Source organism: Hydrogenophaga sp. 70-12 (assembly GCF_001897365.1).
GTDB lineage: Bacteria > Pseudomonadota > Gammaproteobacteria > Burkholderiales > Burkholderiaceae_C > Hydrogenophaga > Hydrogenophaga borbori.
The window spans coordinates 1-8,666 of record NZ_MKSS01000280.1 but is presented as its reverse complement, the minus strand read 5'-3'; the positions used below and the strand labels follow the sequence as shown (position 1 = coordinate 8,666).

Below are 8,666 nucleotides of genomic sequence, written 5' to 3'. Positions count from 1 at the left end.
CCGCAAGGACGGCGACCACTACTGGGTGCGCGCCAACGTGACGCCGCTGCACCGCGACGGCCGGCTCAGCGGTTACCTCTCGGTGCGCACCACGCCCTCGCGCGCCGAGATCGACGAGGCCGAGCACTGGTACGCGCGCTTTCGCGAGGGCCGGGCCGCGGGCCACGGCTTTCGCCAGGGCCTGCTGGTGCGCACCGGCCCGCTGGCCTGGCTGGCCTGGGACCGCACGCTGGGCACCGGCGCGCGCGCCGCGCTGCCGCTGGCGCTGTGCGCCGCCGCGGGCTGGGCGCCGCTGCTGGCCGGCGTGCCCGCCGGCGCGGGCGCGCTGGCCCTGCTGGCCGCGCAGGCCAGTGCGCTGGCGCTGGGCCTGGCCTGGTACCGCGCGCAGTTCGGGCGCCCGCTGCGCGAGCTGGGCGAGTACGCCCAGGCCCTGTCCTGCGGCCAGATGCCACCGCCCCACACGGCGCGGCGCCTGGACGCCATCGGCCGGCTGCAGCGCTCGCTGAACCAGGCGGCGCAGAACATGAAAGCCCTGGTCGACGACGTCGGCATCCGCGCCGCGCGCGTGGCCGCGGCCAGCCAGCAGATCGCCACCGGCAACGACGACCTCAACCACCGAACCGACCAGGCCGCGGCCTCGCTGCGGCAGACGGCGGCCTCCATGGACGAGCTCTCGGGCAGCATCCAGCGCAACACGCGGGCCGCGCAGCTCGCCGCGGCGCGCGTGCGCGAAGCGTCCGAGGTCGCCCTGGCGGGCGGCCACGCGGTCAAGGACGTGGTCGGCACCATGGACGGCATCGCCCGCTCGAGCCAACGCATGGGCGAGATCATCGGCGTGATCGACGCCATCGCCTTCCAGACCAACATCCTGGCGCTCAACGCCGCCGTGGAGGCGGCGCGCGCGGGCGAGCAAGGCCGCGGCTTCGCCGTGGTGGCCGCCGAGGTGCGCGGCCTGGCCCAGCGCAGCGCCGATGCCGCGCACGAGATCCGCGCCCTGATCGCGCAGGCCATCGACACGGTGGAGGCGGGCGTGCGCAAGGTCGACGCCGCGGGCGAGACCATCTCGCGCACCAGCGGGCGCGTGAGCGACGCCCACGCGCTGATCGACGAGATGGGCGCCGCCGCCACACACCAGGCCAACCGCGTGGCCGAAGTCGGCCAGGCCATGGCCGAACTCGATCAGCTGACCGCGCGCAACGCCGCCCTGGTGGAAGAGCTGCTGGCCGCCGCGCACAGCCTGCGCGGCGAGGCCAGCCGCCTGGACGCGGCCGTGGGCGTGTTTGCCTAGGCCGTGCCGGCCTGGGTGTCCGCCCCCTCGGGCCCGCCCGGTCCGAGCAGGCGGCCATGCCAGCGGTCGATCTTCACGAACTGCCCGCCTTCGATCAGCAGGCCGATGTGCCGCGCGATGGTCTCGCGCCGCGTGCCCAGCATGCGCGCCAGCTCGGTGTGGCTGGGGATGCGGAAGGCCGCGCGGCCTTCCTCGTGCGCGATGAGGCGCAGCGCCTCGCCGAGCTGGGCCGTGACGTTGCCGCCGCGTGGCACGCGCGACCAGTCGGCCAGGTTGTCGACGTAGCGCGCCAGGGCCTGGAACAGGCAGCGGCGGAAAGCCCGGTCGCCCATGGCGATCTCATCGACCAGCCGCACCGGGATCTCGCAGACCCGCGCCGGCGTGATGGCCACCAGCGTGAGCGCGGCGGGCTGGCGGTACAGGTTGTTGAGCCCGGCCACCTGTCCCTTGCCCAGCAGGCAGACCGGCCGCTTCTCGCCGCGCGCCGCGCGCCGCAGGCCCTGGAACAGGCCCAGCTTGACCACTTTTACGCTGAGCGAGCGCAAGCCCTGCTCCTCGATCTGCCCGCCCAGGGGCACGGCTCGCTCGACGATCTGACCTTGCAAGGCGGCGATGCGCTCGGCCGGCAGGCTGGAGACGATGCAGCGCTGGCGCGTCGAGCAAAGGTCGCAGCGGCCACCGGCGGACGTGGCGGCCTTGGTCATGGCGTGGGCAGACATGGCCGCGATTGTTGACTCGGCCCAGCACGCGCGCTACGACTTTTGTGGCACCCCGGTGTGCGTTCGATCACTAAGGCAGCGGGATCGCCCCCATGAATGCCGCCGCTGGCGCCATGATGGTCCGGGGAAGGTCGTGCCGACCCGGCCTGGCGCCGGCGGCGCGGCCGGGTTTCCGCCCGCGAGGGCCCACCTGGCGTCCCGGCGGGGACGGTGCCATGCTTGCATCAGACATCGGCTTTGAGAATCTCGGTTCGTGGCTGCAGGTGCTGCAGCGCATCGTCGAACACAGCGCCAACATGGTCGTCATCACCGACCGCGATCAGCGCATCCGCTGGGTCAACCGCGCCTACTCGGCCGTCACCGGCTGGCCACTCGACGAGGTGCAGGGCAAGCGCGCCAGCGAGTTCCTGCACGGCCCGCTGACCAGCCAGCGCGCCACCGCGCAGCTCAAGACCGCGCTGTCGGGCGGGCGCGCGGTGTCGGGCGTCGAACTGGTGAACTACCGCAGGGACGGCCAGGCCTACACGGTGCTGCTCAACATCGAGCCCATCCACGACGGGCATGGCAACGTGGCGGCCTTCTTCTCGATCCAGACCGACATCAGCGAGCGCAAGCGCCTGGAGCTGGCCAACGCCAGCCTGCAGCGCCACCTGGACGCGGCGCAGAAGCTCGCGCGCCTGGGTCGCGTGGAGTACGACCACGAGAGCGCGCGCACGCGCTGGTCGAACGAGGTTTTCGAGCTGCTGGACCGCGCGCCCGACGACGCGCCGCACGACTTCGCCGAGCTGATGGAGGCCGTGCCGCCCGAGCGGCGCGAGGGCCTGCGCCACAAGCTCGCGCAATCGCTGCGCACCGGCGAGGCCTTCGACGAGGAGTTCCCGCTGCTCAGCGCCCAGGGACAGCGGCGCTGGGTGCGCTGTCGCGGCATCCCGGACTTCACCGGCGAGGGCTACCGCCTGCCGGCCACCTGGACGGTGCAGGACGTGACCGTCTACTACGAGCTGCTGGAGGAGCGCCAGCGCACCAACGAAACCTTGAACCGCGTGGTCGGCGAGCGCACGCGCCAGCTCGAGGAGGCCAACCGCACGCTCACCGACTTCTCGCACGCCATCTCGCACGACTTGAAGAAGCCGATCCGCCACATGGTGAGCTTCGCCGAGATCCTGCAGAGCATGCTGGACGCCGGCGACCTGGAGCAGGCCCGGCTGTACGGCGAGAAGGTGCGCGCCGCCGGCCGCCACCTGCAGACCCTGGTGGAGGCGCTGCTGCGCTTCTCGCGCCTGGGCCGCCACGCGGTGGACAAGCAGCCCCTGGCCCTCCGTCAGACGATCGAGCCGCTGGTGGCGGAGGCCCTGGCCACGCACCCCGAGCGGCGCATCGAGTTCAGCGGCCTGGACAGCCTGCCCGTGGTGATGGCCGACCCAGTGCTGATCCACGAGGTCTGGGTCAACCTGATCGACAACGCCGTGAAGTACTCCGCCCAGCGCGATCCCGCGCGCATCGCCTTCGGCTGCCGCGAGGAGGCCGCGGGCTGGGACGTCTGGATCCAGGACAACGGGCGCGGCTTCGACCCCAGCCAGCACGAGCGCATCCTGCAGATGTTCGGCCGCGCCTGCGAAGATCCCGAGATCGCGGGCGACGGCATCGGCCTGGCGCTCACCCAGCAGATCGTCGACAGCCACGGCGGGCGGCTGTGGGGCGCATCCGCGCCGGGCGAGGGCGCGACCTTCCACGTCTGGCTGCCCAAGCCCGCCGCACCCTGAACCGGGCCCCGGGCCACCGCCCGGCCGGCACGGGCGGTTCTTGAAACCGTCACACCCGCCCTTATCATTAGCACTCGCTGGCGCCGAGTGCTAACATCCGCGCCCGTGCCCCGGTTCCAAGCCGGGGCCCCCTTTTTCCCCTAGCCCTCTTTTCCATTCAGGAGATGCAATGAAACTTCAGCCTCTCGGCGACCGCGTGGTCGTCAAGCGCGTCGACAGCGAAACCAAGACCGCCTCGGGCATCGTCATCCCCGACGCCGCTGCCGAGAAGCCCGATCAGGGCGAAGTCCTGGCCGTGGGCCCGGGCAAGACCGGTGACGACGGCAAAGTCCGCGCCCTGACCGTCAAGGTGGGCGACCGCGTGCTGTTCGGCAAGTACAGCGGCCAGACCGTCAAGGTCGACGGCGACGAGTTGCTCGTCATGAAGGAAGACGACCTGTTCGCGGTCGTCGTGAAGTAATTCCCCTCCCCCCTGATTCGTACTGAAGGAGCCAAACATGGCAGCAAAAGACGTGGTTTTCGGCGGTGACGCCCGTGCGCGCATGGTCGAGGGTGTGAACATCCTGGCCAACGCCGTCAAAGTGACCCTGGGCCCCAAAGGCCGCAACGTGGTGCTCGAGCGCTCGTTCGGCGCCCCCACCGTCACCAAGGACGGTGTCTCGGTCGCCAAAGAGATCGAACTGAAGGACAAGCTCCAGAACATGGGCGCGCAGATGGTCAAGGAAGTCGCTTCCAAGACCAGCGACAACGCCGGTGACGGCACCACCACCGCCACCGTGCTGGCCCAGGCCATCGTGCGCGAAGGCATGAAGTACGTGGCCGCCGGCATGAACCCCATGGACCTCAAGCGCGGCATCGACAAGGCCGTCGTGGCCCTGACCGAGCAGCTGAAGAAGGCCTCCAAGGCCACCACCACCAGCAAGGAAATCGCCCAGGTCGGCGCCATCTCCGCCAACTCCGACGAGTCCATCGGCAAGATCATTGCCGACGCCATGGACAAGGTCGGCAAGGAAGGCGTGATCACCGTGGAAGACGGCAAGTCGCTGGACAACGAACTCGACGTCGTCGAAGGCATGCAGTTCGACCGCGGCTACCTGTCGCCCTACTTCATCAACAACCCCGAGAAGCAGGCCGCCCTGCTGGACAACCCCTTCGTTCTGCTCTTCGACAAGAAGATCAGCAACATCCGCGATCTGCTGCCCGTGCTGGAGCAAGTCGCCAAGGCCGGCCGTCCGCTGCTGATCATCGCCGAGGAAGTCGAGGGCGAAGCCCTGGCGACCCTGGTGGTCAACACCATCCGCGGCATCCTGAAGGTTGTGGCCGTCAAGGCGCCGGGCTTCGGCGACCGCCGCAAGGCCATGCTGGAAGACATCGCCATCCTCACCGGCGGCAAGGTCATCGCTGAAGAAGTGGGCCTGACGCTCGAGAAGGTGACCCTGGCCGACCTGGGCCAGGCCAAGCGCATCGAAGTGGGCAAGGAAAACACCACCATCATCGACGGCGCCGGCGCCGCGGCCGACATCGAGGCCCGCGTCAAGCAGATCCGCATCCAGATCGAGGAAGCCACCAGCGACTACGACCGCGAGAAGCTGCAAGAGCGCGTGGCCAAGCTGGCCGGCGGCGTGGCCGTGATCAAGGTCGGCGCTGCCACCGAGGTCGAGATGAAGGAGAAAAAGGCCCGCGTGGAAGACGCGCTGCACGCCACCCGTGCCGCCGTGGAAGAAGGCATCGTGGCCGGTGGCGGCGTGGCACTGCTGCGCGCCCGCCAGGCCGCTGGCGCCATCAAGGGCGACAACGCCGACCAGGACGCCGGCATCAAGCTGATCCTCAAGGCCATCGAAGCCCCGCTGCGCGAGATCGTGGCCAACGCCGGCGGCGAGCCGAGCGTGGTGATCAACGCCGTGCTGGGTGGCAAGGGCAACTACGGCTTCAACGCCGCCAACGACACCTACGGCGACATGATCGAGATGGGCATCCTGGACCCGACCAAGGTGACCCGCACCGCGCTGCAGAACGCCGCGTCCGTCGCTTCGCTGATGCTCACGACCGAGTGCATGGTCGCCGAGGCGCCGAAGGAAGACGCGCCGGCCATGCCCGGTGGCGGCATGGGTGGCATGGGCGACATGGGCGGCATGGGCATGTAATTGCTCCTTGCCTGAGGGCGCATGGCGGCGTTGCAGCCGCTTGCCGTGGCTCTGCCACCGTCAGCGCGGCTGCGCCTTGCCCTGCTCCCTCAGGCTGCGTCGTTGGAGCGTTTTGGCGTTCCTCGAAGCAGCCGGCCAAAAAAATCCCCGCGAGCGATCGCGGGGTTTTTCTTTTGGGGCCGCCGCTTGGTGCGGGGCTCAGACCATCAAGGCTTCGAGCTTGACCGTGTCGGCCGCGAAGGCGCGGATGCCTTCGGCGAGTTTTTCGGTGGCCATGGCGTCCTCGTTGAGCGCGTAGCGGAAGCCCGCCTCGTCGTAGCGCACGGGCGCGATGTCCAGGCGCTTCGCCGCCTCGGCGTCGAGCGCGCGCGACAGCGGCGCCTCGCTGGCCGCGAGCTGGGCCAGCAGCTCTGGGCTGATGGTGAGCAGGTCGCAACCCGCCAGCGCAGTGATCTGGCCCACGTTGCGAAAGCTCGCACCCATCACTTCCGTGGCCACGCCGTGGCGCTTGTAGAACTCGAAGATGCGGCGCACCGAGCGCACGCCGGGATCGTTGGCGCCGGCGTTGGCGGCCTCGTCCCATTGGGCGCCGGCCTGTTTCTTGTACCAGTCGTAGATGCGGCCCACGAAGGGCGAGATCAGGCGCACGCCGGCCTGGCCGCAGGCCACGGCCTGCGGGAAGGAGAACAGCAGCGTGAGGTTGGTGTGGATGCCTTCGCGCTCCAGTTGCTCGGCCGCGCGGATGCCTTCCCAGGTGGCGGCGATCTTGATCAGCACGCGTTCGCTGTCCACGCCCTCGGCGCGGTACAGGGCGATCAGCCGACGCGCGCGCTCAAGCGTGGCGGCGGTGTCGAAGCTCAGGCGCGCATCGACCTCGGTGGACACGCGGCCGGGAATGAGCTGGAGGATCTCGACGCCGAAGCGCACCAGCAGCCGGTTCATCAGCTCCACCTTGTCGGCCGCGCCGTGGCGCGCAATGGCCTCGGCCAGCAGCGGCGCGTACTCGGGCTTTTGCACCGCCTTCAGTACGAGCGAGGGGTTGGTGGTGGCGTCGCGCGGGGCGTAGGCCGCCAGTTGCCGAAAGTCGCCGGTGTCGGCGACCACGGTGGTGAACTGTTTGAGGGCGTCGAGCTGGTTCATGGGCGGATTATGGCGCCGCCAGGTAATAAAATTTCAGCCATTCGGACCACCTGGTAACACGCCATGCTCGACCGCATCAAGGCCTCGATGCCCTCGCTCGCCCCGGCCGAACAGCGCGTGGCCAAGCTCGTGCTGCAAGACCCGCGCAGTTTCGCCAGCCTGCCGGTGAGCGAGCTGGCCGAGCGCGCGCACGTGAGCAAGCCCACGGTGGTGCGCTTCTGCCGCAGCATGGGCTACGACGGCCTGTCGGATTTCAAGCTGAAGCTGGCAGGCACCGTGAGCGAGGGCGTGCCCTTCATCCACCGCAGCGTGGACGCCGACGACAAGACCAGCGACGTGATGGTCAAGCTCATCGACAACACCGTGGCGGCCTTTCTCAAGTACCGCAACGACGCCTCGCACCACGCGATCGAGCGCGCCGTGGATGCGCTCGTGGCCACGGGCAAGGCGCGCGGGCGCATCGAGTTCTACGGCGCGGGCAACTCGGGCATCGTCGCGCAGGACGCGCAGCACAAGTTCTTCCGCCTGGGCATCAACGCCGTGGCCTACAGCGACGGCCACATGCAGGTGATGGGCGCCTCGCTGCTGGGACCGGGCGACTGCCTGGTGATCGTGTCGAACTCGGGCCGCACGCGCGACCTGATGGATGCGGCCGACATCGCGCGCCGCCACGGCGCCACGGTGATCACCATCACCACCAGCGGCTCACCCCTGGCGCAGGCCGGACACATCCACCTGGCGGCCGACCACCCCGAGGGATACGACCGCTACAGCCCCATGACCTCGCGGCTGATGCACCTGATGGTGATCGACATCATGGCCACCTGCCTCGCGCTGCGCATCGGCGGCGCCAAGCTGCAGCCGCTGTTGCGCGAGATGAAGAACAACCTGCGCAACAAGCGCTACGCCTGAGCGTCAGATCCGCCCCTCCTCCACCGCGTGGCAGGCGATGCGGATGCCGCCGATGTCCTTCAGCACCGGGCGCTCGTGGCGGCAGCGGTCGTTGGCGTGCGGGCAGCGCGGGTTGAAGGCGCAGCCGCTCGGTGGGTTCAGCGGGTTGGGCACCTCGCCCTGCACCGGCGTGCGCGCCTTGCCGGTGTCGTGCATCTTGGGGATGGCGTCGAGCAGCATGCGCGTGTAGGGGTGGCGCGGGCTCTCGAACAGCGTGTGCTTGGGCGCCAGCTCCACCAGGCGGCCCAGGTACATCACGCCCACCTGGTCGCTCACATGGCGCACCACGGCCAGGTTGTGGCTGATGAACAGGTAGGTGAGGCCGCGCTCGCGCTGCAGGTCCTTCATGATGTTGAGCACCTGCGCCTGCACCGACACGTCCAGCGCGCTGGTGGGCTCGTCGCAGACCAGGAAGTCCGGCTGCGTGGCCAGGGCGCGCGCGATGGAAATGCGCTGGCGCTGGCCGCCGCTGAACTGGTGCGGGTACTTCAGGCTGTCGTGCGGGCTCAGGCCCACCGAGCGCAGCAGCTCATCGACGCGGTCGCGCAGCTTCGCCGCATCGGTTTCGATCTGGTGCTCGCGCAAAGGCTCGGCGATGATGTCCTGCACGCGCCAGCGCGGGTTCAGGCTGGCGTACGGGTCCTGGAAGATCATCTGGATG

Annotated in this window: 8 protein-coding genes; 5 read left to right on the top strand and 3 right to left on the bottom strand. The window is 69.6% G+C overall.

Annotation, left to right across the window (positions count from 1 at the left end; genetic code table 11):
* Positions 1 to 1,288: methyl-accepting chemotaxis protein (locus BGO22_RS15485; RefSeq protein ID WP_286851583.1), on the top strand; the 1,288-nt coding region annotated here is incomplete at its 5' end.
* On the opposite strand, the gene BGO22_RS15480 is transcribed toward BGO22_RS15485, so the two are convergent.
* Positions 1,285 to 2,007 carry a Crp/Fnr family transcriptional regulator gene (locus BGO22_RS15480; RefSeq protein ID WP_286851582.1) on the bottom strand — a complete coding sequence of 241 codons (723 nt, stop codon included), beginning with the start codon at positions 2,005 to 2,007 and terminating at the stop codon, positions 1,285 to 1,287. The genes BGO22_RS15485 and BGO22_RS15480 overlap by 4 nt on opposite strands.
* Positions 2,008 to 2,222: 215 nt before the next feature.
* Between BGO22_RS15480 and BGO22_RS15475 the strand changes: the two genes are divergently transcribed.
* From BGO22_RS15475 to groL, 3 genes are all read left to right on the top strand, one after another.
* Positions 2,223 to 3,770, top strand: coding sequence for a sensor histidine kinase (locus BGO22_RS15475; RefSeq protein WP_286851581.1), 1,548 nt, complete (start codon positions 2,223 to 2,225; stop codon positions 3,768 to 3,770).
* A gap of 169 nt (positions 3,771 to 3,939) precedes the next feature.
* Complete coding sequence (gene groES / locus BGO22_RS15470; protein ID WP_070399180.1) at positions 3,940 to 4,230, top strand: co-chaperone GroES; 291 nt, start codon at positions 3,940 to 3,942, stop codon at positions 4,228 to 4,230.
* A gap of 37 nt (positions 4,231 to 4,267) precedes the next feature.
* Positions 4,268 to 5,914, top strand: coding sequence for a chaperonin GroEL (gene groL / locus BGO22_RS15465; protein ID WP_070399181.1), 1,647 nt, complete (start codon positions 4,268 to 4,270; stop codon positions 5,912 to 5,914).
* 198 nt (positions 5,915 to 6,112) lie between these two features.
* On the opposite strand, the gene tal is transcribed toward groL, so the two are convergent.
* Positions 6,113 to 7,054, bottom strand: a complete 942-nt coding sequence (gene tal, locus BGO22_RS15460) for a transaldolase (RefSeq protein WP_070399182.1) — start codon at positions 7,052 to 7,054, stop codon at positions 6,113 to 6,115.
* Between the two features lie 63 nt (positions 7,055 to 7,117).
* Between tal and BGO22_RS15455 the strand changes: the two genes are divergently transcribed.
* On the top strand, positions 7,118 to 7,966 hold the full coding sequence (locus BGO22_RS15455; RefSeq protein WP_070399183.1) for a MurR/RpiR family transcriptional regulator: 849 nt from the start codon (positions 7,118 to 7,120) through the stop codon (positions 7,964 to 7,966).
* 3 nt (positions 7,967 to 7,969) lie between these two features.
* Here BGO22_RS15455 and BGO22_RS15450 read toward each other — a convergent pair.
* A partial coding sequence (locus tag BGO22_RS15450) for an oligopeptide/dipeptide ABC transporter ATP-binding protein (RefSeq protein WP_286851577.1) occupies positions 7,970 to 8,666 on the bottom strand: 697 nt, incomplete at its 5' end.